The sequence below is a fragment of the Rubrilithobacter danxiaensis genome, assembly GCF_047272945.1.
Lineage (GTDB): Bacteria > Bacteroidota > Bacteroidia > Sphingobacteriales > Sphingobacteriaceae > Rubrolithibacter > Rubrolithibacter danxiaensis.
The window spans coordinates 127414-152861 of the sequence record NZ_JBKOPS010000009.1; the positions used below are offsets into that span (position 1 = coordinate 127414).

22 protein-coding genes and 1 tRNA gene are annotated in these 25448 nt (G+C 38.2%); 10 read left to right on the plus strand and 13 right to left on the minus strand.

The genetic code is table 11. The features are described from left to right. Window positions 1-5: 5 nt before the first annotated feature. From ACLCDL_RS13060 to ACLCDL_RS13070, 3 genes are all read right to left on the minus strand, one after another. Complete coding sequence (locus ACLCDL_RS13060; protein WP_423148766.1) at window positions 6-1433, minus strand: anthranilate synthase component I family protein; 1428 nt, start codon at window positions 1431-1433, stop codon at window positions 6-8. Between the two features lie 230 nt (window positions 1434-1663). Continuing rightward, window positions 1664-2110, minus strand: coding sequence for a cytochrome B (locus tag ACLCDL_RS13065; protein WP_423148767.1), 447 nt, complete (start codon window positions 2108-2110; stop codon window positions 1664-1666). Between the two features lie 151 nt (window positions 2111-2261). Next, window positions 2262-2381 (minus strand) — tRNA-Asp (locus tag ACLCDL_RS13070). 140 nt (window positions 2382-2521) lie between these two features. Here ACLCDL_RS13070 and ACLCDL_RS13075 point away from each other — a divergent pair. Then, a complete protein-coding gene (locus ACLCDL_RS13075; protein WP_423148769.1) occupies window positions 2522-3004 on the plus strand; it encodes an Lrp/AsnC ligand binding domain-containing protein in 483 nt (160 codons plus the stop codon). Between the two features lie 79 nt (window positions 3005-3083). Then, on the plus strand, window positions 3084-3944 hold the full coding sequence (locus ACLCDL_RS13080; RefSeq protein ID WP_423148770.1) for a hypothetical protein: 861 nt from the start codon (window positions 3084-3086) through the stop codon (window positions 3942-3944). A 73-nt stretch (window positions 3945-4017) separates the two neighbouring features. Here ACLCDL_RS13080 and ACLCDL_RS13085 read toward each other — a convergent pair whose 3' ends face one another. Then, window positions 4018-5004 carry a pyruvate dehydrogenase complex E1 component subunit beta gene (locus tag ACLCDL_RS13085; protein WP_423148771.1) on the minus strand — a complete coding sequence of 329 codons (987 nt, stop codon included), beginning with the start codon at window positions 5002-5004 and terminating at the stop codon, window positions 4018-4020. Window positions 5005-5176: 172 nt separating this feature from the next. Here ACLCDL_RS13085 and ACLCDL_RS13090 point away from each other — a divergent pair, with 172 nt between their 5' ends. After that, window positions 5177-5833 carry a hypothetical protein gene (locus ACLCDL_RS13090; protein WP_423148772.1) on the plus strand — a complete coding sequence of 219 codons (657 nt, stop codon included), beginning with the start codon at window positions 5177-5179 and terminating at the stop codon, window positions 5831-5833. A gap of 306 nt (window positions 5834-6139) precedes the next feature. On the opposite strand, the gene ACLCDL_RS13095 is transcribed toward ACLCDL_RS13090, so the two are convergent. The 8 genes from ACLCDL_RS13095 to ACLCDL_RS13130 form a co-directional block, all read right to left on the minus strand. Then, window positions 6140-6346: a hypothetical protein gene (locus ACLCDL_RS13095; RefSeq protein WP_423148773.1), complete on the minus strand. Its 207-nt coding sequence runs from the start codon at window positions 6344-6346 to the stop codon at window positions 6140-6142. 11 nt (window positions 6347-6357) lie between these two features. After that, window positions 6358-9513: an ATP-dependent DNA helicase gene (locus tag ACLCDL_RS13100; RefSeq protein ID WP_423148774.1), complete on the minus strand. Its 3156-nt coding sequence runs from the start codon at window positions 9511-9513 to the stop codon at window positions 6358-6360. A gap of 56 nt (window positions 9514-9569) precedes the next feature. After that, window positions 9570-11312 (minus strand): glycoside hydrolase family 3 protein, encoded by a 1743-nt coding sequence (locus ACLCDL_RS13105; RefSeq protein ID WP_423148775.1) that lies wholly within the window; start codon window positions 11310-11312, stop codon window positions 9570-9572. Window positions 11313-11477: 165 nt separating this feature from the next. Beyond that, a complete protein-coding gene (locus tag ACLCDL_RS13110; protein ID WP_423148776.1) occupies window positions 11478-11771 on the minus strand; it encodes a hypothetical protein in 294 nt (97 codons plus the stop codon). A gap of 176 nt (window positions 11772-11947) precedes the next feature. After that, on the minus strand, window positions 11948-13120 hold the full coding sequence (locus ACLCDL_RS13115; RefSeq protein ID WP_423148777.1) for a tetratricopeptide repeat protein: 1173 nt from the start codon (window positions 13118-13120) through the stop codon (window positions 11948-11950). A 185-nt stretch (window positions 13121-13305) separates the two neighbouring features. Further along, window positions 13306-16623 (minus strand): vitamin B12-dependent ribonucleotide reductase, encoded by a 3318-nt coding sequence (locus ACLCDL_RS13120; RefSeq protein WP_423148778.1) that lies wholly within the window; start codon window positions 16621-16623, stop codon window positions 13306-13308. 283 nt (window positions 16624-16906) lie between these two features. Continuing rightward, entirely contained in the window at window positions 16907-18337 is a 1431-nt protein-coding gene (pyk, locus tag ACLCDL_RS13125) for a pyruvate kinase (RefSeq protein WP_423148779.1), read from the minus strand. Between the two features lie 71 nt (window positions 18338-18408). Then, on the minus strand, window positions 18409-18828 hold the full coding sequence (locus tag ACLCDL_RS13130) for an IPExxxVDY family protein (RefSeq protein ID WP_423148780.1): 420 nt from the start codon (window positions 18826-18828) through the stop codon (window positions 18409-18411). Window positions 18829-18970: 142 nt separating this feature from the next. On the opposite strand from ACLCDL_RS13130, the gene ACLCDL_RS13135 reads away from it, so the two are divergent. The 4 genes from ACLCDL_RS13135 (at window position 18971) to rnc (ending at window position 22513) form a co-directional block, all read left to right on the plus strand. After that, complete coding sequence (locus ACLCDL_RS13135; protein ID WP_008508386.1) at window positions 18971-19207, plus strand: acyl carrier protein; 237 nt, start codon at window positions 18971-18973, stop codon at window positions 19205-19207. A 15-nt stretch (window positions 19208-19222) separates the two neighbouring features. Then, entirely contained in the window at window positions 19223-20476 is a 1254-nt protein-coding gene (gene fabF, locus ACLCDL_RS13140) for a beta-ketoacyl-ACP synthase II (protein WP_423148781.1), read from the plus strand. 87 nt (window positions 20477-20563) lie between these two features. Further along, entirely contained in the window at window positions 20564-21688 is a 1125-nt protein-coding gene (locus ACLCDL_RS13145) for a redoxin family protein (protein WP_423148782.1), read from the plus strand. 96 nt (window positions 21689-21784) lie between these two features. Next, window positions 21785-22513 (plus strand): ribonuclease III, encoded by a 729-nt coding sequence (rnc, locus tag ACLCDL_RS13150; protein WP_423148783.1) that lies wholly within the window; start codon window positions 21785-21787, stop codon window positions 22511-22513. Here the strand turns inward: rnc and ACLCDL_RS13155 are convergent. Next, window positions 22510-23211, minus strand: coding sequence for a carboxypeptidase-like regulatory domain-containing protein (locus ACLCDL_RS13155; RefSeq protein ID WP_423148784.1), 702 nt, complete (start codon window positions 23209-23211; stop codon window positions 22510-22512). The genes rnc and ACLCDL_RS13155 overlap by 4 nt on opposite strands. Before the next feature lie 133 nt (window positions 23212-23344). On the opposite strand from ACLCDL_RS13155, the gene ACLCDL_RS13160 reads away from it, so the two are divergent. From ACLCDL_RS13160 to nadD, 3 genes are all read left to right on the plus strand, one after another. After that, window positions 23345-24220 (plus strand): YicC/YloC family endoribonuclease, encoded by an 876-nt coding sequence (locus tag ACLCDL_RS13160; RefSeq protein ID WP_423148785.1) that lies wholly within the window; start codon window positions 23345-23347, stop codon window positions 24218-24220. Window positions 24221-24284: 64 nt separating this feature from the next. Further along, window positions 24285-24854, plus strand: a complete 570-nt coding sequence (gene gmk / locus ACLCDL_RS13165; RefSeq protein WP_423148786.1) for a guanylate kinase — start codon at window positions 24285-24287, stop codon at window positions 24852-24854. A 13-nt stretch (window positions 24855-24867) separates the two neighbouring features. Then, entirely contained in the window at window positions 24868-25440 is a 573-nt protein-coding gene (gene nadD / locus ACLCDL_RS13170; RefSeq protein ID WP_423148787.1) for a nicotinate (nicotinamide) nucleotide adenylyltransferase, read from the plus strand. Window positions 25441-25448: the final 8 nt, after the last annotated feature.

Sequence of the window (25448 nt, forward strand, 5' to 3'; positions counted from 1 at the left end):
GTCTGCTATTTATTTGCCAAAACTACATTTAAGCTTTCTGCCATTTCTATGGCTTTCCTCAGTGCCATTATTTTGTTATTTACTTCATTAAGCTCACTCTGAGGATCAGAATCGGCAACAATTCCGGCTCCGGCCCTGTAATTTAAAACGTTGTTATGGCTAAGGAATGAACGTATCATAATGGCATGATTGAAATCTCCGTTAAAACCCATAAATCCGATGGCCCCGCTGTAAAAGCTGCGGGGAGATTTTTCATAGCGGTCGATGAGTTGCATAGCCATGTGTTTCGGGGCTCCGCTCAAAGTTCCTGCCGGGAATGTATCGCCTACTACGTAAAAAGGATCGGCATTTTCCTGCAGTTTTCCGCTTACTTTCGATACCAGGTGTATCAGGTGCGAATAGTATTGAACCTCCTTAAACGCCTTTACCTGCACTTCGCTGCAATGCCGGCTTAAATCGTTCCTGGCCAGATCAACCAGCATTACATGTTCTGCACTTTCTTTCGGATCTTTTTCAAGCTGCTCGGCAAGCTGTGCATCCACTACATCGTTTCCCGTACGCTTAAACGTTCCTGCAATCGGATAAATACTTGCTTCGCGGTTTTTTATTGTAAGCTGCGCTTCTGGAGACGATCCAAAAAGCTTAAAATTTCCGTAATCGAAATAGAATAAATAAGGAGACGGATTTATTGATCGTAACGCACGATAAACATTAAACTCGTCGCCCTGGAAAGGCTTGGAAAAAGCCCTTGATGGTACAATTTGAAAAACATCCCCCCGGTAAATATGCTTTTTCATATTTATCACCACTTCAATAAATTCATCATCTGTGAGATTAGAGCTTTCTTCTCCGGATGAATAAAACTGGTATTCGGGGAAGTTTTTATTTTGAATGATGTATTCGATTTTCTCTAAGCCTCGGTTTTCAGGTTCGTCAGCATGATGCTCAAAAATATACAGCTCGTTCTTAAAATGATCAATTGCAATTACATAGCGATAAACATGGTATTGTAATAACGGAATTTTGAATTTTTCTTCTTTTTCTGCCAGCTTGATATCTTCGAAATACTCAATGGTATTATAATTAAAATATCCGAAAAGCCCGTTTGATATAAATTTAAATGAAGCATTTTCATCAGATTGAAACCGGTTTCGGAAGGCTGCAACTTCCCCAAGTAAATTTAAACCATCAGCCGGTACTTCTTCCGATTCTCCAGAAGGGAAATAAGTTTTAAGCTTACTGTTTGAAAGGACAATTCCAGCTATCGGATCACAGCAAACATAGCTCATGCTGTTTTCGCGGCTATGGTAATCGGAACTCTCCAGCAATATGCTGTTGGGAAACACATCCCTGATCCTTAAATAGATACTTACCGGCGTTGTCGTATCGGCCAGCAGTTTTTTGTAAGACGTATATAACTTAAAATTTTTCATGTTATTTTCTTAAAGATAATCCTCAAATTGTTCGGGTATATCAACAAAAAAACCCGACGTATAATGCATCGGGTTTTCATTTATTGTTTTAGGTTTGGTGAATCTATTTCTTCAACATACTTTACCCGGTGCAAATTTTAGTGAGCTCCACCACCAGTTTTGTGTATGTTTTGTAATATTCATTTCAGCAAAAATAGAAATAAAAATAAAAAAACGAATTTTTTTAAAAATTATCTGCTCATTCCCAGCAATGGGCGTCCGCTTAATACAATAGCTATAACAATTATTAAAACTGCAAGCGTATAAAAAATAGCAACAGTTTTATGTTTAGCCGTGTCTGAAAGTAGTTTTTTAGATTTCGAATATCCCATTGTAATCAATACAATAGCAATAATCATCAGGACGCCATGTTCTACTGTCCAGTACCTAAACGTGTCATCTTTCATTGCAGTTCCCATTTCTCCGGGTTTAGCAAACGGACTGACAAAATACAGGAATAAGCCGATAAGAAGCTGGATATGAGTAAATATCAGTGTAAACAGGTAGAGCTTTTTATTTCCTCCGGAATAATTTTTATTACCAAACCAGCCTACAAAAGCAGTTACAATTGATAGTACCAATAACAGCAGAACAACGAAACGAAGTCCTGAATGCGCTTCAAGAAGAATTTTATACATGACTATATTTTTAATCTTTCAAAGTAAAGTATTTTATCGCCAAAAAGGGAATTAATTAAAATTTTGAAAGATTATCCAGGCTCAGGGAACAAAGCACCCGATGGGCAGGTGCTCAAACTAACCAATTATAAACCTAAATAAACGAAAGGAGCTGTAGGGGAAGGAGTCGAACCTTCAAGGAGTGGTTACCCCGCTTCGAATACGAACCGGATTTCCCATGCTCTCCGCCACCGAGACAAGGAGGTGTGTCTGCCAATTTCACCACCCTACAAAGATCGAAGCATTTTTTCATTTGCTTGATACAAATTTAAATCAATCTCCATATTTATTGCAAATTTTTTAATAGAATATTTTAATTTTTGTAAATTTTTTATTTACTTAGATTTTAAATTGATAACTTTTAAAATCTAAATGGAAAAAAGGGGCTTAAATTTAGAAATTGATAATCTGGATATGCAGATTCTGGGATTGCTGATGGAAGATGCAACTATTCCATATACTGAAATTGCCAAACGACTGATAGTATCCGGGGGTACCATTCATGTCAGGATGAAAAAAATGCAGGATCTGGGAATTATAAAAGGCTCAAACCTGATTATTGACGCCCAAAAAATAGGATATGATATTTGTGCATTTCTGGGCATCTATCTTGAAAAAGGATCCATTTATAAAGATGCTGTTGAAAAACTTAAAAAAGTTAACGAAATAGTAGAGCTGCATTATTGCACGGGTGCCTATAGTATGTTTGCAAAAATAGTTTGCAGAGACACCAATCATTTACGACATGTTTTAAATGAATCGATTCAAGCTGTAGAAGGAATTCAGCGGACGGAAACTTTTATATCCTTGGAGGAAAGCATAAAACGACAAATCAGCCTGGAAGGATTAGCCTGATTTTCAAAACTGTAAAGATGCTTGGGAAAAGAGAGTTAAATTTTTAACTTTGCAGAAAATTTAAAACGCCTCTCTTTCAATGATTTCGCTTTTAAAGACTAAAAAAAATCTGTTACTTTTTGTTTTTACATCTGCTTTTTTATTCCGATGTGAAAAATCTAACGAAACTACTATTGTTTCCGATCAAGGGCTTCCCATCCCTGTAGGCTGCCCTATTACTTCCTTAAAACAATTATACGATAAATCTTCAGCTGATTTTACGTATTCTTATGACACAACAGGAAGGATAAGTTCTATAAAAGCAGCTTTTTCACAGGACGAAAATCTAAATCAGGAAATTTCCTACCAGTACTTTAACAATAAAATTATTATTCGTAACCTCAACTGGAACACCTACGAGTTAACAACAAACGAGTCAGGCAGAATAATTAAAATACAAAAAAAGGAATCGCCCGAATACAGCCTGCTTTCTTATACCGACAGTGGGTACCTTAAAAATATTCAGTTCATTAATTCAGCCAATATCCCTCAAAAAATCTTTGATTTTGAATATGAGGATGGGAATCTCTCCTTAATAAAAATTGTAGAAAACGGAATCAACTCCTCTAATATACGTATCCATTATAATGCTAACCTGGCAGCAATTGATCAGTATAATATTCCTGTTAATCATTTAATAAACGAACTTATCAACGCCCACTCTGAGCATAGTTTTTATCCAAATGTCTTTCCGGCTTATTTCTTTGGAAAAGCTTCTAAAAACCTGCCGGTAATGCTGACACTGGAAAATTTACAGGAAGTGCTGCCTTCAAGACAAAAAAAGGATATTTTTCAACTGGAATACGAAAAAAACCAGGACGAAAATGTGATAAATGCCCTTGTATCCTTTTCTCCTGAAAATAGCTTTGTATTAAGGATCACTAAAAATAATTGTAATTGATCCGTTAATGTTAATGCGTAAAAAAAGGGAAGGCCGGTTTAACAACCGGCCTTCCCTTTTTAGAATAATTTCGTTATTTCGTTATATAAAGTACATCTTTTACTGCTTTTACAACACGCTCTGCATTGGGCAATGCCTCTTTTATTAAAGTCGGGGCGTAAGGAAGAGGTACATCTGCTGATACTACGCGTAATACAGGAGCATCCAAATAATCAAAAGCATCTTTCTGAACTTTAAAAGAAACATCAGTAGAGATAGAGGCAAGAGGCCATGCTTCTTCAACTATTACCAGGCGGTTTGTTTTCTTAACAGAAGCTATAATTGTATCGTAATCAATCGGGCGAACTGTCCGCAGGTCAATTACTTCGGCATTAATACCTTCTTTTGCAAGTTCATCAACAGCAGGCAAAACCACTCTTGAAAGCATTTTACCAAAAGTAACAATCGTTACATCGGTACCTTCCTTAACTACATGAGCTTTGCCCAGTTCTAAATAATATTCTTCTTCCGGAACAGGCCCTTTGTCACCGTACATTATTTCTGATTCCATAAAAATTACCGGATCAGGATCAATAATAGATTGCTTTAACAATCCTTTTGCATCATACGGAGTAGCAGCAACTACTACTTTCAATCCCGGGCAGTTTGCATACCAGTTTTCAAAATTTTGCGAGTGCTGTGCTCCAAGCTGGCCTGCATTCCCAGTTGGGCCACGAAAAACGATTGGAACAGAAAACTGGCCGCCGCTCATTGATAAAATTTTAGCAGCACCGTTAATAACCTGATCTATCGCAACTAAAGAAAAATTAAAAGTCATGAATTCTACAATAGGGCGCAAACCGTTCATGGCAGCACCAGTAGCAATTCCGGCAAACCCAAGCTCTGCAATTGGCGTATCTATTATTCTTTTAGGACCAAATTCATCCAGCATTCCCTGGCTCACTTTGTAAGCTCCGTTATACTCTGCAACTTCTTCACCCATCAAAAATATTTTATCGTCTTTACGCATTTCTTCGTTCATTGCTTCACGAAGCGCTTCCCTGAACTGAATTTCTCTCATTTCTATTAAATCAAGTTTGGACGCAAATATAAGCAGTAATGTTTGAAATACAACTTGCAATAACTGCGCCTTTTAACAGCTTTTGTTATCATTTTTAATACACAGAAACCCTGTTACCCTTTTGTATGAAACCCGATTGACTTCTATTCGTATTCAGGTTATTTAAAAGGGGATGAAACCTGTACTATTTAAACTTGCCGGAATTTCTATGATTGCATTTTCATTGCTTTCATGCAAAAAAATTCCTGATTTAAAAGCCAGGCTGAACTTCGAGGTTAACAACATTGATACGAATTCTGTTTCTGCTAAACGGGAATTACGATTTGAAACATTTACACTTAACCTTAATACCATTGAATTTAGTGCCCGAAAAGATGAAAAGGACTTTGCAGCAGTTGCTGAGAACTCGTCCTACCTTGATTTGGCGCAATCCTCGTCTTTTTTCAGTAGCATTTCTTTAGCTGAAGGATTTTACCGCGGGGTGCATGTAAAACTTGAAATCAAAAGAAGTGAATCAGCTCCATCTGTATTTTTAAAAGGGACATATTCGGATGAAAAAGGGAACAGCACTCCGCTGGAGATTTATGTGAATGAACCTATCGATATAGATTTACCGGCAGAAGACCTGCTTGTATTTGGAAACAGGAATTATAAGGGCGAAATTAATGTGGACCTGGATAAGCTTCTTTCTTCTATAGCTATTTACGATATTGCTATTGCGCAAAAAACAAACGGCGTTGTAATGATAAACAGCTCTTCAAATATTAACTTATACAACAAAGTTAAATCAGCAATGAAAAATTCTTTTGTAGTTAAATTTGCTGATTAAAAAACAAGCCTACCTTCGGCTATAATTGTGATAAGTTTTCCAAATCATCTAAATCTTTAGGTCTGCCAGATGAAATTTTAGCTTCTATAAGATTACTTAAATGAAGCGTTCTTATTTTTAATCCATCTTCTTCGAAATACGTAGCGTGATTATAACACTCCTCAAAACTTAAGCCCTTTAATTTCACCATAATATCAATAGCAGAAGGTGGAATTCCAAAAGTAAAAACATCCCAATCCGGATGATTACTTTATTTATTTAAGGAATCAATAAAATCACGAAAATCCTCATTAAATATATTGTCCATTATTTTTGTCTTGATCTTACAGAAAACTTTGTCCTGTCTACTTTTGGGGGATTATTTTCAGGATAATTATATGCAATGCTGTTAAGATAATTAGCAATACGAAGCCGTTCCTGCCAAGATAATCTTTTATAGTAATCTACGTGATTTGCAGCTTCTTCAACTGTTTGAGCTTTGAAAGCTGTTCTATCTAAACGAAAAGAGCCCATAAACAAATTTATTAAATTTCGTTTGTTTCTTCATCCACCGGCACTTCTGCTAATTGTTTAAAATTGCTTTTTACAAAGTTGCACCAATGGCACTCAGCCTTTCCACATCCTGAAAATTCATAATTTTTAATTTTCTGGTAAGTTTCCGTTATCTGCTGTTTAACGATCTGCAAATGCTCGGGCATTATTACGACCTTCTGCTTCACATATTCGCCCTGATCAGGTTCAATGAAATCAAATTCTGTGCTGCTAACTTCCCAGTCCTTACGACGGTCATTTTCAACCAGCAATTTATAAAAAACCGCCTGTCGCCAGTAATCTCCGCCCAAAGGATTTTTCTCGTTAGGCGGGAAAAACTTTTCTTTTGCGTTTTTAAAGCTTCCGGTTTTATAATCTACCCCATTTACCTGTTTCCCTTTAAATTCAAGCTTATCCAATACCCCTTTTACCGGAATCCCGTCCACTTCCACATTTTTTATCGCGTATTCTGTTGTACAGATCTTTTCCCAGCTATCTACATATTTATTGTAATATTCAGGCAGGATTTTGGATCCGTACTCCATCCTTCTTTTAAACTGCTCAGAAGTAAATGCTTCTCTGTTTCGGTTCATATACCAGTTAAAATCTTCCAGGAATTTTTCCAGGCTATGGAATTCATTGTCATTATCCGGCAACGCCCGGAAAAGTTTATTTAAGGCCCAATGTACTGCAGAACCAAAAGTCATGGTTTCATTTTTGCCGCTTGGTACCATTATCAGGTTCTGGAAATAAAACTTCAAAGGGCAATCCAGGTAATTGTTTAAATGAGTTACACTCAAAGCGTAGTTCTGTAAAAGCTGACCGACAAAATCACGATCAATTAAACCCAGTTCCGGATGTTCGTTTTCTGTAAACTGGAGAATAAAGAAATCTGTAAGAACTTCTTCAGAAACTTCTTGCCGTTGCACTTCCAGATCGGTAGCTGCCTGGATTTCGCCAATAAAAACAGTTGACTCTAAAGGCTTTCCTTTTGCATCCTGCTCTGGAAATGAAATGAATAAACATTTTTTTGCCCGCGTAAGTGCCACGTAAAACAATCTGCGCAGCTCTTCTTCATCACTGGTTGAAGGTAGTGACGAGAATATGGTATCGGGGAATTTAAATCCCTGGTTATTCTTTCTTTTCTTTTCCCAGACCTTAGAAGTTGAGCCGATAAGATAAACATATTCAAACTCAAGACCTTTTGATCCGTGGCAGGTAAGAAAATTAACTCCTTTTTCATTGAATAAATTCTGATGCAGTTCGAGCTTCAGATCATTCTGCTCCATCAGTCCCAGCATTTCCACAAAATCTTTCAGCCCCATATCCGGACGTTTACGGCTTTCTTCCTTTAAAAAGTTAAAAAGCGAAGAAAGTACCTGCATTCTCCATGTTTTCTCTGAAGATTTCAGAATGTATGCTAAAATTCCGCCCCTTACCATAATCTTTTCAAAAAGATTTTGAAGGGTGATGTTATGCGACTCCTTTATCCAGAACTCAATATCATCGCTCAAACGTTTTATTTGCAGTGCGCTTTCGGTATCAAAAAGTGTTTGCCCTGTTTTAGAAGCGAGATCTTTTATTTTAGACCGAAGTGAGGTCTTATCTTTATGATGTTTATTATATTCGCTTACTTCCACACTGATCCGGGCGATATCGATAGGCTCAATCTGGTAGAAATCATAATGCATTATTTCAAAAAGCAGTTCATCCCCGCTAAACGGATACTCAGCTTCAAGAGAAAGGTATTTCAACAGATTAATCAGCTTATTACCAAAAGGCTCGTCCAGGATATTTACTTTTCGTTTTGTATTTACCGGGATTCCTTTCAGATGAAAATATCGGGCAAGTTCTTCTCCCGAACGATGTTCTTTATAGATAACGGCAATTTCATCAGGATCCACACCTCCAGCAATCAGCTTTTCAATTTCATTGGTAACAGACGCGAATTCATGAAACTGCGTTTGATATGCCCTTATTTCCGGTTTAGTTACTAAATCAAGGTATGCTGTATTGCGTGCAATTAAATGCTTGCTAAGACCGGGTAATTTAATGCGCTCCGTATTATTTTCAATCAATACTCTTGCTGTATCTAAAATATGCTGCGACGACCTGTAATTATCCGTTAGCATAATATGATACAATTCTTTGGCATACCTGGAGCTGTAAGCTTCAATATTTTGCACATTGGCTCCCTGGAAGCGGAAGATAGACTGATCATCATCTCCAACTACAAAAACATTCGGACTCTCCCAATAAGATATAAGCAGCTGGATCAGTTCATTTTGCGAACCGCTGGTATCCTGGTATTCGTCAACCAGCACGTATTGGTAACGCTCCTGATAATTAAGTAAAAATTGCTCGTCTTTTTTAAAAGCATCCAGCACCCAAAGGATCATATCATCATAATCATACCAGCCCTTTGAATACATCATTTGCTGATACCTTGGGAACTCATTAACAGCCGCCTTTAACTTAGCAAGATTCTCGCATACGGTTTCGTAATCGGGCTTGAAACTGCCAGCCTCTTTCATTCCGGTTTTACGCACATATTTGTATTTCTTGTAATAAGGTGAATCTGGCTCGCAACAGTTTATGAGTTCAAGAAATTCATCAATTTTTTCTGAAATATATTCCGGGCTCCAGTCTTCCCGCTTCATTACTGAAAACAATTCCTGTAGGCGCTTTACCTCGTAGTAAACATCCCCTCGGAAACGTTTTAGCGGATGATCTTTATCAAAACCATCCACCAGTTTTCGGAAAAGATCGATCCGTTCCAGATCTGAGATAGGATCCAGCTCCAGTTTACCAAAATAGTCCAGGTTTTCCTGAATTATATCATTACAAAAAGCATGAAAAGTATAAATATTTACACGGTAAGCTTCCGGACCAATAAAATCAAAAAGGCGTTTACGCATAGCCACAGCACCTGCATCGGTATAAGTAAGGCAAAGAATATTATGTGGCTGCGTATCTGTATCCAAAAGAATCTTGCCGATACGGGCTGCAAGTATCTGCGTTTTACCTGTTCCAGGGCCGGCAATTACAAGTACCGGACCATCAATCCTGGAAACCGCTTTTAATTGATTTTCATTAAGCCTATCTAAAGCTTTTAAAAAGTTTTCGTTGTACTTTGATAAAATTTGCATGCGAATTTGAAGATACGCAATTGCCCTCAAATTATTGTTCCCCGCACGTCATACTTTTATTCTATCTGGCCCGAGACAGTAGCCGGAACAGGAAAAAACGAAATTCCGTCTCCATATTTAAAAAAGGAATTAACGTTAACAGGAAGCCTTCCGCTGGTGCCCATTTTCCCGGTTAAAACTTTTGCAGAAGCTTTATGCATCTCATCTGTGTTCTGGTAATTTACCAGTATTGTTTTGCTTTGCTCAATTCCCGGTAACCCGGCGATGGTATACGGATTGGCAAAAACAACCGTAATTGTATTCATTTTTGCAGCTTCGGCTATAAAAAGTTTTAACTCGTTATTGTAATCCAGCGTGCTTCCAGGGCGTTTGCGATAATCATGTATTCCCAGTATTACCTGATCGTAAGTTTTAAGTTCTTCAAGCATGCGCTTAATATCTGTTAAACTCACTATTTTAGAAGCAATGAAATTTGTTGAATTTGTAAAATAGTTTTTCAGTTCACCCTGAAATCCTGTTATTTCTGTTACACCTAAACTTACCAGCGCTGTGCGTTTATTTTTATCAAGAGCTTTCAGCAGGCTGTCGTTCTTTAAAACAGTTACGGAAGCATCAGCCAGGCGTTGCTTCAGGGCAAGAGCTTCGGGGCGGTTTAAATAGGTAACAATTTCTGTTGTATCTACAGGCTTATAGTTATTTAATCCTACCCAGTACTTCGCTGCTAATACTTTTTTCACACTGTTATTTACCTGATTCCAGCTGAGTCTGCCCTTATGAATAGCCTTTCGAATCATTTTTACTGCTCGTTTACTATTTTCTGACAGCTCAAGAACATCGTTTCCTGCTATCAAAGCTCTTACATCCGCTTCGCCATTTGGAAAATATTTTACAACGCCTTTCATTTCCATTGCATCGGTAAATACTAATCCCTTAAATCCCAACTCGTTTTTCAAAAGGCCGGTTATAATGGGTCTCGAAAGGGTAGAAGGAAGATTTTTAGTGTTATCTAATACCGGGATATTCATGTGGGCAACCATTACTCCGGTTGCTCCTTTATTTATAAGCTCTTTAAAAGGATATAACTCAAGCGAATCTAGCCGCTGGCGGTCAAATTTCAGTTGTGGTAAATCTTTGTGCGAATCAACATCCGTATCGCCATGTCCGGGGAAATGCTTTAAGGTAGTAAGGATACCTTCATCTTGCATCCCTTTCATATAAGCCCCCGCCTTAACAGCAACATTGTATTTATTATCGCCAAAAGAGCGGTAGTTGATAACCGGATTTTTAGGATTGTTATTGATATCCACATCGGGAGCAAAATTGATATGCATACCCAAACGTTTAAAGTCTTTAGCCACTTCTGTACCCATTTCATAGATAAGTGCTGTATCCTGAATTGCACCTAAAGCCATTTGGTAAGGATACGAGATTGTACTATCTAGCCGCATGCCCAAACCCCATTCTCCATCCATAGCAATAAGTAGCGGAACATAGGAAATAGATTGATATCGGTTGGTAAGATTGGCCTGCCTGCCGGGCCCGCCCTGGAAGAAAACAAGGCCGCCAATGTGTTCTTCTCTGATTACTTCAGCAATAGAATCTTCGTATGTTTTTCCTTTATCTGTATGCGCCCTTACCATTAAAAGCTGTGCAACACGTTCCTTTCTGTTTAATTTTTTAAAAACAGAATCGACCCATGCATTATCTGTACTTAACGATTGTATATAGGGCTGCTTTTGCTGAGCTAACGCTGTAAACGATAGTAAAAGAGCTGAGAGCATTAAACAGAGTTTATTCATAAAATTTAATTCTATATCCTCTAAGGTAATACATAAAAGATAGCGAATTTATTCAATTATTTTAAATACCGGCAAAATGAGGATCCGGAAGAAAATTGCAGGATTTTAAAAGAAATAAAAAAGCCCTCGCATCAAGATGCGAGGGCTTTTTTATCCTATAAGATTTTATTGTCCAGTTCCTGTACCTGAAGTTCCGGTGGTATCAGTTGTACCGGTTCCCATAGTACCGTTTCCTGTACCTGAGGTACCTGTTCCGGTGGTATCAGTTGTAGTTCCTGTTCCCATTCCAGTTCCTGTGCCTGTAGTATCAGTTGTAGTACCTGTACCTGTACCCATTGTGTCGGTTCCCATGGTTCCGGTACTTGTAGTATCAGAACCTCCCTGACCAGTTCTGCTCGTTGAGCATCCTGCCATGCCTATTCCGGCAGCTAACAGGGATAAAAAAATTAGTTTTTTCATAGCTATTTGTAATTACTTTGTTGTTGATGTCATTCTATAACAACAAAAAGAAGGAAAAGGATTGAGGAAACTAAAAAAATTTTTTGCAGTAAGAAAATGCTTCTTTTATGGCGAAAAATGCCTTTCAATTAAGGGCAACTTTCAACTTACGCATTTAAATATATACTTAGACTACCTTATTTATTATTACATCCACATTCCCAACGGTAAGAATCTGAAAAATTAACGGTAATCTGTGAAACAGTAGTTCCCGGCTGGTATACAGAAAGCTTTAGAGCTTGCCCTTTAAAATAGCCTGACAGCCAGGTAATCGTACCAGTAGCGGCATCGTAGTTGTATTTTCCGGTTTCGCCGTTATCCAGCCAGCGGTAAGTGCCATCCTTTTTAAGTGCAAAATAACCTTTATATTCATACCTGTAGGCGGGGCTTGCATTCGGCCCGTTCCAAATACTAAGGTGACATGTGTAATTACCATATACTAAGGCGCCTCCATAAGCAGCTTTTTTTACCGGAATTGTTTTTACAGTTCTTGACTCCTGCAATTTTTTCCATCTGGCGTTTGCTAAGGGAGCTTCTTTAGCAAATCGTTGCTGCAATGTTTTATCTCCCGAAGTTGCCTTTGCCAAAAAAGTTTTTGCTTCATTATTTTTTCCCTGTGCCGCCAATGCTATCGCATTCATGTAATTAACGTATGGATTGGAATTATCTTTTGCAAGAGAACGGCTGAAAGAAGTGGCGGCAGTGCCATAATCACCATTTTCATAATATTCTATCCCATAAAATGCATCCAGGCCCGGACTGTTCATATAGGTTTCAGCACCGCCGGTACTGCGTGAATATTTAATTTTATCAATATACTCATCAAGGCTATGGCCTTGTTTTTGTTGAACTGCTAAACTATTTCCGGCAGTTGCGGTAGTATTAACAGCGGGAGGATTTTTTTGGGCCGGTTCGACATTAGCAGGAATATCCTTTGAATACCGTTTTCTCAAAGAGGGAATTAACCGAAAAGCGTTTTCGAGGTAAGGTTCTGCCTGGCGGGCTTTATAGGTGTCATGTTGCTTTAACAGCGAAATAGCCAACTGGTAATTCGCATAGGGATGATCCTTTTCTTTTCGAAGAATACCCTCAAAATAACCCGCGGCCGAACTATAATTACCCGCTTCAAAATATTCCTGGCCGTATAAAAAGTCTGATCCTATACTTAAAAATGCCGTCTCGCTTCCTCCCTTTACTTTTGAAAGCTTTAGCCTTTTTACATAATTATCAAGACTGTCGGTCTGCGCATTTAAAGTAGCGGTGGTAAATAACAATAAAAAGAAAGAACCGGTAATGAGAAACAGTTTCATAAACTTGAATTGAGAGATGGTTGTTCTTCCGAAAATATAAAAAATATTCGATTTTAATGCCGCCTTAAATATTCACATTGCTATTTAAATGTTACACTTAAAAGTTATCGACAATGGCTCAACAAAAAGCCCCGGCTTATACCGAGGCTTTACTTATAACTTATAACCTACAACTTAAAACTCAATTACGAGCATCCTCCCTGCGTACCGCAGTTCAAACACTTATAACAAGTCCCTGAGCGCACCATAATATGTCCGCAATTGCTACATGCAGGTGCATCAGATTGTCCTCCGCCTGAAATATCAAGAACAGGTTTTAATTTTTTGTCGGCCAATACTTTCATTTCAGCTTTCGGCTGCTGATAAACATTGCTGCTATCGTGATTGACATCTTCATCTGCCATTTGCGGATTACCGATAATGGCTTTCTGCTCAGTTATAACATGAACAAGATCTGTACGATTTAAGTATTCGTAACCCAGCATCCTAAAGATAAAATCAATGATAGAAGTTGCACTCTTAATGTTATCATGCCCGGTTACCATTCCCGAAGGTTCAAAACGGGTGAAAGTAAATTTGTCAACAAATTCTTCTAAAGGAACACCATACTGCAAGCCGACTGAAACAGCTATGGCAAAACAGTTCATTAAGGAGCGGAAAGTTGCACCTTCTTTGTGCATATCCACAAAGATTTCACCTAAAGTTCCGTCTTCGTATTCTCCCGTTCTAACAAACAATGTCTGACCGCCTACCGCTGCTTTCTGAGTAAAACCACCCCGTTTTCCAGGCAGGTTTTTACGTTCCACAACCGAAGATAACTGGCGTTTGAAGGTAGTATCTGTTGATTTTTCAAGAATTGCTCTTGCTGCTTCCAGAACCTGCTCCGGTGTTAAATCGCTCAGTTTGACGTTAGCTGCTTCACCAAGAACTTCTTCTACCGAATCCAGTTTTTCTTCCTCTTCCTTCTTATCAGACTTAGTCGAAAGTGGCTGAGATAATTTACAACCATCACGATAAAGCGCATTTGCTTTTAATGCAAGTTTCCATGATAGTTCGTAACAATCTTTAATTTCTTCAACTGTTGCTTCGTTTGGAAGATTGATTGTTTTTGAAATCGCTCCTGATAAGAACGGTTGTGCAGCAGCCATCATTTTAATATGGCCGTGAGCATGAATGTAGCGCTGGCCTTTATTTCCGCATTTGTTTGCACAATCAAAAACCGGATAATGCTCAGCTTTCAGGTACGGAGCGCCCTCAATGGTCATTGTTCCGCAGATGTATTCATTGGCTTCTGCAATCTGCTGACGGCTGAATCCGAGTGAACGTAATAAATTAAAATCCTGCGAATTATACTGTTCAGCTTTAAAGCCTAAACGCTGCAAACACTCTTCTCCGAGAGTCCATTGGTTAAATACAAACCCTATTTCAAAAGCAGCAAGCAGTGATTTATCAATTTTTTCAAGCTCATTCTGAGTAAATCCTTTTGCCGCTAACGAATCAAAGTTGATATGTGGTGCACCTTTTAAGGTGGCGGCACCTTTTGCGTAATTTACAATCGATTCAATTTCATGGTCTTTATATCCCAGATTCTTTAAAGCAGCAGGAACTCCCTGATTAATGATCTTGAAGTAACCGCCTCCTGAAAGTTTTTTAAATTTCACCAAAGCAAAATCAGGTTCAATACCGGTTGTATCGCAATCCATTACAAGTCCGATAGTTCCTGTAGGAGCAATAACGGTAGTTTGAGCATTGCGGTAACCGTAGCTTTCACCTAATTCAACTGCTTTGTCCCAGGCATTGCAGGCTGCGGCCAGCAAATAATCAGGGCAGTATTTCTGATCAATTCCCGGAGGCGCAATTTCAAGGCCTTCGTAAGCATCGGTTGCATTATAAGCGGCATAGCGATGGTTACGCATTACCCGCATCATGTGTTTTTTATTTTCTTCAAAACGACGGAAAGCTCCTAATTCTTTAGCCATTTCTGCCGAAGTTGCATACGCTGTTCCTGTCATCACCGCAGTTATTGCTCCGCCAATGGCACGTGCTTTATCGCTATCGTAAGGAATTCCGGCTACCATCAGCATAGAACCAAGGTTTGCATATCCTAATCCTAACGTACGGTAGTCATAAGAAAGCTGAGCCACTTCTTTAGAAGGGAACTGAGCCATTAAAACAGAGATTTCCAATACAACTGTCCAGATGCGGCAGGCATGCTCAAACCCTTTAACATCAAAAGTTAGGGTTTCAGGATTAAAGAAATGCGCCAGGTTGATGGAAGCAAGATTACATGCAGTATTATCCAGGAACATGTATTCTGAGCAAGGATTGGATGCATTGATGCGACCGCCTTCAGGGCAGGTATGCCATTCGTTTATCGTGGTATCGTATTGTACTCCGGGATCAGCACAGGCCCAGGCAGCAAACGCGATATCCTGCCACAGTTTTTCTGCGGAAATAGATTTAACAACTTTTCCATTAGTACGGCCAATCAGATCCCAGGATTTTCCCTGTTCCAGAGCATGGAAAAAGCTGTTTGGAATACGTACAGAGTTATTTGAGTTTTGGCCCGCTACGGTACGGTAAGCTTCACCTTCATAATCTGAAGAGTAGCCTGCAGCAATTAATGCGGCAACTTTTTTCTCCTCTTCCACTTTCCAGTTTACGAACCCTTCAATTTCCGGATGGTCCAGATCGAGGCAAACCATTTTTGCAGCACGACGGGTTGTTCCGCCCGATTTGATCGCTCCTGCAGCACGGTCGCCGATTTTAAGGAAAGACATTAAGCCGGAAGAGTAGCCTCCGCCTGAAAGTTTTTCGTTTTCTCCGCGAATAGCAGAAAAGTTTGTTCCAACTCCCGATCCGTATTTAAAGATCCGTGCCTCACGAACCCATAGGTCCATAATTCCGCCATCGTTAACCAGATCATCGCTAACAGAAAGGATGAAACAGGCATGAGGCTGAGGCCGCTCATAAGCTGAGGTAGACTTTGAAAGTTCTTCCGTTTCAGGATCTACGTAATAATGCCCCTGAGGCTTGCCGGTAATGCCGTACGAAGAATGCAACCCTGTGTTAAACCATTGTGGTGAATTCGGGGCGGCTAATTGTCCTACTATTGTATAAACAAGCTCTTCGTAAAAAATATCAGCATCTTCTTTGGAAGCAAAATATCCGTAACGCTGTCCCCATGATCTCCAGCAATCAGCCATACGGTGAGCTACCTGTTTAATGCTCTTTTCAGAACCGGTAGTTCCATCGGGCTGCGGAACGCCTGCCTTACGGAAATATTTCTGTGCAAGAATGTCGGTAGCTACCTGGCTCCATGAAGCCGGTACTTCTACATCATTCATTTCGAATACAGCATCACCTGCTGGATTTCTTATCACAGAAGAGCGTTTTTCATACGCAAATAAATCATAAACATTGATGCCTTCTTTGCTGAAATATCTCTGGAACTTTAATCCCTTACCAGTTCCTTTAGATTTTGTTGAAGATGCTTTAGCCATATTTTTTTAATTAATAGTAATCAAGCGATTATGTCCCTTAAAAAAGTAAAGGGGTTTTTCATCAAATTTATTTTATATCTGATTACCGTCCATTTGGTTTTTTCCACATGTTACTGGTGTATCTTTCCCTGTTCGCATAGAAACTATGTTAATTTGCTTAAAAACAGTTATTTATCTATGTGGAAAACTTAAAATACAGGGCATTTTTACAAAAAACTGATGCACCTAAACAAAAAAAAGCCGGCATTTTTTGTGCCAGCTTTTTATGCAGGATAAACCTCTGTTAATCTACAACAGTAACCCTGATTATATTCGTTTTACCTTTCTTTTCAATAGGCATAGAAGCAGTGTTAATTACAACTTCGCCGGATAAAATCAATTTCTCGTCTTTAAGAATTTTATTTACATCGCGGATAGACTGATCGGTGCTTTCAAATTTATCGTAATAAAAACCTCTTACTCCCCATAATAAACTTAATGTATTAAGAAGTGTACGATTGCTTGTAAAAATATAGGTTCCGGCTTTAGGGCGATGACTTGAAATTTCAAATGCGGTGTAACCAGATGAAGTCATGGAAACGATACCAACGGCATTCGATTTATCGGAAAGATAAACTGCCGAACCACAAACAGCATCCGACATATAGGTTGGCGATTCCGGATTTAATTTTTTAGGAGTATGATACGGGTATGCAGTTTCTTCAATGTTTTTAATGATCTTATGCATTGTTTCAATAACGATAACCGGAAACTCTCCAACCGAAGTTTCTCCGCTTAGCATTACTGCATCCGCTCCGTCTAACACCGAATTTGCAACGTCATTTACCTCTGCACGAGTTGGACGCGGTGTGGTAATCATGCTTTCAAGCATTTGTGTAGCAACAATTACAGGTTTTGACGCTTCGCGGCATTTTCTGGCAATCATTTTCTGAAGGACAGGAACCTGCTCCATTGGCATTTCAACGCCAAGGTCGCCACGTGCCACCATTACACCGTCTGTAACAGCAATAATTTCGTCTATATTTTCAATAGCCTCTGGTTTTTCAATTTTAGCAATTACCCGTGTTGTTTTTCCGCTTTCGGCAATAATTCGTTTTAAATCAACTATATCCTGTGCATTACGAACAAAGGATAAGCCAATCCACTCAATATCGAACTGTAAAACAAACTTCAGGTTATCAATATCTTCCTCAGTTAAACTTGGAATAGATACTTTGGTATTTGGAAGGTTAACCCCTTTTCTTGAGGTTAATATTCCTCCATGTACAATTTCGCATTTAACAGTATCTTTATTATTGGTGTCGAGCACCATCATCTGGATCTTTCCGTCATCTAAAAGAATAATCTCACCCTGCCGTACGTCTTTCGGAAAACTTTCATACGTAATGTAGATGCGGTTTTCGTCGCCTATAAGTTCCTGTGTAGTTATTTCTATCTGGCTTCCGTTTATAAGGTGTGCTCCACCTTCTTTCATCTTTCCAATCCGTATTTTCGGCCCCTGAAGATCGGCCAGAATACCTACATTGGTTTTATAAGTATCATTTATTTCTCTGATTGTTTCAATAACCTTTTGATGATCTTCCTGGCTTCCGTGAGAAAAATTTAAACGGCAAACATCTAATCCTGCCTTAATCATGCTCAACAATACTTCCTTTTTTGTTGATGCAGGACCCATGGTTGCTACAATTTTTGTTCTTTTATGAACTTGTCTCATTTTATTATCTTATTAATTACTGCTATGCCTGTTTCAATTTGTGTAACTTTTACACTGAAAAAAATCGAGCGCTAAAATATCAGATTTTCTTTAGATTTCAATTTCTTTGGATCAACTTCTGCTGCAACCTGTACTTCGGGTATTTTATTCAGCGCTGAAATAATGTTCTCAAGGTCTTCATCATCAATATAATTTCTTATCAGGATAAAAAAATCTACCGTACGCATTTCGGGTATTAAAAAGCCTTCAGTTCCTTTATTTGCTAATAAATAAAACTGCGTTTCTGTTTCTGCAGATTGATAATAGTACCGTGAGAAATACTGTACTTCCTGCTGGGCAGAAAATTGAAAAGATAATTCGTCTATACGATGAAACTGAATATTCAATTGCTTGTTGATCTTGTAGCATAACCGGTAATCTTTTAACGGTACCGTTAATGCGATCAAAACAAAGTCGAGATCTAATTCGTATTTTAGAGTGAATTTATTCAAAACAAGCAGCGGTTAAATTTACAAACTATACTAATTTGAGATACTATTTTTTCAATATTTTACCTAAAAACAAAAAGGTTTGATATTTGTCAGAATTTATTTTTCTTTGCACAGAATTATTTAACCATAAAATCATAAAACTATGTCTGATATCGCTTCAAGAGTAAAAGCAATTATCGTGGAAAAATTAGGTGTGGATGAGAGCGAAGTTACGCCAGAGGCATCTTTCACTAATGATCTTGGTGCTGACTCTTTGGACACCGTAGAACTTATCATGGAGTTTGAAAAAGAGTTTAACGTTGCTATTCCTGATGACCAGGCTGAAACCATCGGTACAGTTGGCCAAGCTATTGCTTATTTAGAGAAAAACGTAAAGTAATCCCTGATACTATAAATGGAGCTTAAAAGAGTTGTTGTTACGGGACTTGGTGCGCTTACTCCAATAGGTAATACCGTTGAAGAATATTGGAACGGCCTTATCAATGGAGTGAGCGGCGCTGCTCCGATTACTAAATTTGACTCTTCAAACTTTAAAACAAAGTTTGCCTGCGAAGTCAAAAACTTTACCCCTGAAGATTTTTTAGACAAAAAAGAAGCCCGTAAACTTGATCCGTTTGTGCATTATGCGCTTGTATCAACTGACGAAGCCGTTAAAAATTCGGGTTTGGATTTTGAACAAGCAGATACCAATAGGATCGGAGTTATCTGGGGGTCGGGTATAGGCGGGTTAAAAACCTTTTTAGACGAAGTTACCAACTTTGCCAAAGGCGACGGAACTCCCCGTTTTAATCCTTTCTTTATTCCAAAAATGATCCTGGACATTGCTCCGGGACATATTTCCATTAAATACGGGCTAAGAGGCCCTAACTTTTCTACTGTTTCGGCCTGTGCTTCTTCAACCAATGCGCTCATTGATGCCTTTAATTATATCCGTGCCGGAGTGGCAGATGTGATTATTTCCGGAGGATCTGAAGCTATCATAAACGAAGCGGGTATAGGCGGTTTTAATGCTATGCATGCCTTATCAACCCGCAATGAAGATCCCGCTACAGCTTCCAGGCCTTTTGACAAAGATCGCGACGGATTTGTAGCAGGCGAAGGTGCAGGAACAATCATCCTGGAAAGCCTGGAACATGCAAAAGCCCGTGGTGCAACCATTTATGCAGAAATTGTTGGTGGCGGAATGAGCGCCGATGCAAATCACATTACTGCTCCGCATCCTGAAGGTTTAGGCGCCAGACTGGTAATGACCAACGCATTGAAAGATGCCGGCTTAAATACCAGCGATATTGATTATATCAATGTTCATGGTACTTCTACTCCCTTGGGAGACATCAGTGAATCCAAAGCTATTTTAGATCTGTTCGGAGATCATGCCTATAAACTGAATATCAGCTCTACTAAATCAATGACAGGCCACTTATTAGGTGCAGCCGGAGCCATTGAAGCGATTGCAAGTATTCTGGCAGTAAAAAATGATATTATTCCTCCAACAATCAATCATTTTACTGATGATCCGGAAATAGATCCTAATCTTAATTTTACATTCAACAAAGCACAAAAACGGCCTGTAAGAGCAGCTCAAAGTAATACATTCGGCTTTGGCGGCCACAATGCTTCCGTAATTTTTAAGAAGTACGAAGAATAAGTTCCTCCTGGCTAAATAATTTTTTATATTGCTTTTAATTAGGTAATTATATTATCTATGGAAGTTTAATACAAAAAATTCTATTTTATGGTAAGATTGTATTCAAAGGTATTATACCTGCTGTTGCTTTTTCCCTTTTTAACAAGTTTTACAAATCCTGTTAATCCAGATCATAAAACTTTAGAAATAGGGGCAAAGGCTCCTGACTTTAACCTTGAAGGAACCGATAGAAAGCGATACACTCTAAAAAACTTTGCGGATTCTAAACTTCTGGCAATAATCTTCACGTGTAATCATTGTCCGACGGCACAAGCTTATGAAGACAGGATAAAGGAGCTGGTAACCGATTATAAAAATAAAGGAGTTGCAATTGTTGCTATTTCTCCAAATGATGCCAGTTCTGTAAGGCTCGATGAAATGGGCTATACAGACATGGGAGACTCAAAGGAAGAAATGAAAATAAGGGCAAAAGATAAAGGCTTTAATTTTCCATACTTGTATGATGGCGAAAACAGTGAGGTTTCTTTAAAATACGGCCCTGTAGCAACGCCCCATGTTTTTATTTTCGATGCAGAAAGAAAATTGCGGTACACCGGACGAATTGATAATTCTGAAAAACCCGGAACTGCTAAAATTCACGATACCCGCAATGCGCTGGATGCTCTTTTAGCTGGAAAAGCTGTTCCGGTTGAAACTACAAAAACGTTTGGCTGTTCTGTAAAATGGCCTGACAAAGAAGAAGGCGTAAAAAAAGCTTTTGAACAATGGGCTAAAGAACCGGTTGCTTTAAATGCCATTAATGTAAACGAAGTAAAAAACCTGCTGAAAAATAACTCTGATACCTTAAGATTGATTAATATTTGGGCAACCTGGTGTGGCCCGTGTGTTACAGAATTTCCTAATTTTGTCACTATAAACAGGATGTACAGAGGCCGCGATTTTGAGCTTATATCTATAAGCGCCGATAAGCCTGATAAAAAAAGCAAAGCACTGGCTTTTTTAAAAAGTAAGCAGGCTTCAAATAAAAATTACATTTATAACGCTGAAAATATTTACGATCTGATTGAAGCAGTAGATAAAAACTGGCAGGGCGCTTTACCTTATACCATATTGGTTGCTCCCGGAGGGAAAATTGTATATAGCAAGCAGGGAACAATTGATCCTTTACTAATGAAAAAAACAATTGTACAGCAATTGGGCCGTTACTATTAAACCATGTGATTTTTTACCGATATCATTAAAACAAAACAACGTACTATATTTATTAAATAAATTATATCGTAGAGAATACGAAGCAAAATAAACTTAATGCCTTTTTTTAAACTTTATAAATTACATTTTTCTCCCAATCGAAATTATGTTAAAACCTTAAAGAACCTTCTGGGCTTCGTCCCGGGAAACCTGGCTGTTTATCGTATGGCTTTTCGTCATCGCTCGGTTGCAGTTACATTAAAAAACGGTGCGAAAAACAGCAATGAACGTTTAGAATTTTTAGGCGATGCAGTACTGGGTTGTGTGGTAGCCGAACTTCTTTTTAAAATGTACCCTTATAAAGAGGAAGGTTTCTTAACAGAAATGCGGTCAAAAATAGTAAGCAGGGCCAATTTAAACCAGCTTGCAAAAAAACTGGGCTTTGATGAACTTATCCAGTACGACAGTAAAATGGTAAATTATCCCACCAAGCAAAGTTCACTTTTGGGCGATGCGTTTGAAGCACTTGTTGGAGCCGTATATTTAGATAAAGGCTATAATTTTACCCGTGACTTTTTAATCAACCGGATTTTTAAACCACATGTTGATATTCACCTGCTCGAACAAACAGAAACAAATTTTAAAAGTAAACTGATCGAATGGTGCCAGCGCCATGGTAAAGATATTACGTTTGAACAGGTTGCCAATGCAGAAGGCGAAAGCACAAAATTATTTACCATAAAAGTTTTAATTGACGGGGAAAACTTTGGTACCGGATGCGATTATAACAAGAAGAATGCTGAAAAACTGGCTGCCGAAAAAGCATGTGAAGCTTTAAGCATTTAATTACCTTTCTTTGCCCGTTTAAACTCTTCGTATGACCTTTTTATATAATTCATCAGGTCATAATCGTTCCAACGATTAATTTGTTCTGCAGTTGGCCAGAAATCTGTTTTAAAATCCTCAAGTTCTTCGTCCCTGATAGATATTGCATTTTTTATGGTGTAATTATTAAATCTCCGGGCAACTTCATGATATTCAATTTCCCTTTTAGCGTAGCTGTTAAATCTTCGTGCATTTTTTGCAGTCTTGCCAAAGAGTTCATGTACAAAGGTTAGCGGCTTAAATATTAAGAGATAAACAGGTGGCTTTCCTTTATAATAAACTCCCTTACTGCGGTAAGCTTCTTCTACTTCTCTCAGGTCTTCTCGAATGGATTTTTCACGTACAACTACTTCCTCTAATTCATTAGTAGGTTCAATATAGATAATTGCATCCTTGTAATCGTTTACAATAAACTTTTCGGTGCTGTATCCCAAACAGGATACTTCAAGAGTATCACCAATAGAAGCTAATATCCTGAAAGAGCCAAAACCATCTGAACTTACCCGGAACTTACTTCTTTTGTTAAAAATATCGGCCTTGCCAATTCGTATGCCCGTGCCCTTATTATAAACTACTCCCTGCTGGGCTTTAATGCTTTGACCACAAGCAACCCCGGTATAAATAAGTTGTATTAAAACCAAAAATAGTAGCTTGTGCATACTATACTAAGCTATGCATATTATTAGTAATGCATACACTCATTAACGTTATTTAACATCTTTGAACGATTTTAAACTAAATTGTGTACAGGACAAAGCAGATTGAATTCATCAATTAGTTTTATCTTTGAACATGATCAAATCAATGACGGGTTTTGGATTAGCCTCGGGTAATTTCGATAATGCAAAATATACGGTAGAAATTAAATCTTTAAACAGCAAATTCCTTGAACTCTCACTTAAACTGCCTAAATCTTTCTCAGAGAAAGAACTTTTTCTAAGAAATGAATGCAGCAAGCAGATAGAACGCGGAAAGGTTGTAATAACAATAACGGTTGAGTACCCTGAAAATTTATCAAAGGCGGCTTCTATAAATAAGAATCTGCTTAAATCTTACTACCAGCAACTGCGTGAAGTTTCGGAAGAATTAAAAGATCCGGGAAAAAGCCTGCTGCAGCTGGCCTTAAGTTTTCCGGAAGTGATTCAATACGACGAGGAAACCATATCGGAAGAAGAGTGGAAACATCTTTTAAAAACTTTTGATGAAGCAATGATCGGCTTCCAGTCTTTCCGGAAAGATGAAGGAACCATCCTGCAGCAGGATTTATTGCTTCGGATAGAAAATATTCTGAATTTTTTAAACCAGGTAAAAGAACAGGAACCTAAACGTATCCCGATGATTCGTGAACGCCTTAACCAGTTAATTGAAGAATTTATCGGAAAAGAAAACGTAGATCAAAACCGCTTTGAACAGGAATTGATTTTTTATATTGATAAACTGGATATTACGGAAGAAAAGATCCGTTTAAAAAGCCACTGCGATTATTTCCTCGAAACGCTTAAATCACCGGATGCTAACGGAAAAAAATTAGGCTTTATTTCGCAGGAAATAGGGCGGGAAATAAATACCATGGGATCAAAAGCTAACGACGCACAGATTCAGCAACTGGTAGTTGGAATGAAAGAGGAGCTGGAAAAAATAAAAGAGCAATTATTAAATGTACTTTAAAATTAGTTACAGGTTTTGAATTGCAAGTTATAAACCTTTTAACTTCAACTTTCAACTTCAATATATGACGGGTAAACTTATCATATTCTCAGCTCCATCCGGAGCAGGAAAAACAACTATAGTACATCATCTTCTTAAAAAATTCCCACAACTTTCCTTTTCCATTTCTGCAACTACGCGGGAGTGCAGGGGTAAGGAAATTAATGGCAAAGATTACTATTTTATTAGCAAAGAAGAGTTTTTGCACAAGGTTGCCAAACATGAATTTGTAGAATTTGAAGAAGTTTATTCGGGTACATTCTACGGAACACTCTTCTCAGAAATACAACGCATCTGGGATGAAGGTAAGCAGGTAGTTTTTGATATTGATGTGGAAGGCGGCCTTCGGCTTAAAAAAAAATACGACAACAATGCGCTGTCTATTTTTGTACAGCCGCCGTCATTAGAGGTTTTAATAGAACGATTAACCGGACGCGGAACTGACACGGCTGAAAAGCTTTCGGAACGCTTTAAAAAAGCTGAAAAGGAACTTACCTATGCAGACAAATTTGATGTTGTCTTAAAAAATTATGATCTTAAAACTGCATGTGAAGAAGCAGAAAAGTTAGTTGCCGATTTTTTAAACTTAACTTAAAATAACCAATTGAATGAAAATCGGTTTGTTCTTTGGTTCTTTCAATCCCATTCACACAGGGCACTTAATTATCGCCAGCTTTATGGCGAACTACACGGATCTTGAGCAGGTGTGGCTGGTGGTTTCACCACACAATCCTCTGAAAGATAAAAGTGCATTGATAAATATGTACGACCGGCTGGAAATGGCAAAAATTGCTACTGAAAATGCTGAAAATATCCGTGTTAGCGACATTGAATTTAAACTACCTCAGCCCTCTTATACCATTGATACATTAACTTATTTGCAAGAACGCTATCCAGAGCACCAATTTTCACTCATAATGGGTTCTGATAATTTAAAATCACTTAAAAAGTGGAAAAATTATGAACTGATATTAAGAGATTATTCTATTTTAATTTATCCCAGGCCTGGTTACGAAAATTCAGAATTAGAGAACCACCCGTCTGTTACTGTTACTCAAACGCCACAAATGGAGATATCTTCCACTTTTATCCGAAAAGCAATACAGGAAGGTAAAAATGTTCAGTTTTTTATACCGGATGAAGTGCTGAAATTTATAGAATCGAAGAATCTGTATCACTAACAATTCTT